Genomic DNA, 652 nt, shown 5'->3' on the forward strand with positions numbered 1-652 from the left:
AAGTAGCAGGCTCTTCCTTTGTGCCCCTTCGCGTCTGTGGGTGCTGTAACTATCGCCGAGGTTGAGCCAGACGGTGCCGGTCGGGACGAGCACTCGGGCACACTCCCGCAAGACGGCTCGCAGATCGTCCACCCAACCGTCGACGGAAGCTTCGAGACCGAGCTGATCGTCGTGACCGTAGTTCCGCAGCCGGAAATACGGCGGGCTCGTTACTACTGAGTCGACCGAACCGTCAGGCAACAGCGAAAGCGTCTTCAGTGCGTCGCCAGTCAGGATCTGGTTGCGAGGTATCGGGCCCGTCATGACAACGGCTCCCGAATCACGCTTCCAAAGGTCTCGGCGGTTGAGAAGCGGTAGAGCTCGGACGTGAGACGCGGCGACCGCAAGATCGACGAGCGCAGGCGATCTGCACGTTCAGGATTCGAGAAGAACCACAGCACCAACGGAAATGCGCCGTGCTCGGACTGCTCAAGTCCGCTGCCTCGATACGCCTCGTACTGCCCGCATTTACGCAGCAGCGTCGGCAACGATTCGGTACCAAGGTCGACTTCGATAAACCAGCGATCGTCGAAGTCGGCAGACGAAGCGACGGCTGCGAGGTCCGGATGCACCCATCGTGGTTCGCCGCCGGGACCGCTGAATCGTCGCCATG

The 652-nt window shown here is 61.5% G+C and carries 2 protein-coding genes; both read right to left on the reverse strand.

Annotated elements, in window-relative coordinates; genetic code table 11:
• The coding region (locus RHBS_RS28370; protein WP_145977681.1) for a DNA methyltransferase at positions 1–303 on the reverse strand (303 nt) is incomplete at its 3' end.
• Positions 300–652 (reverse strand): replication-relaxation family protein (locus tag RHBS_RS28375; RefSeq protein WP_187298693.1); only part of this gene is annotated, 353 nt, incomplete at its 5' end. The genes RHBS_RS28370 and RHBS_RS28375, both read right to left, overlap by 4 nt.

Source organism: Rhodococcus sp. BS-15 (assembly GCF_000813105.1).
Taxonomy (GTDB): Bacteria; Actinomycetota; Actinomycetes; order Mycobacteriales; family Mycobacteriaceae; genus Rhodococcoides.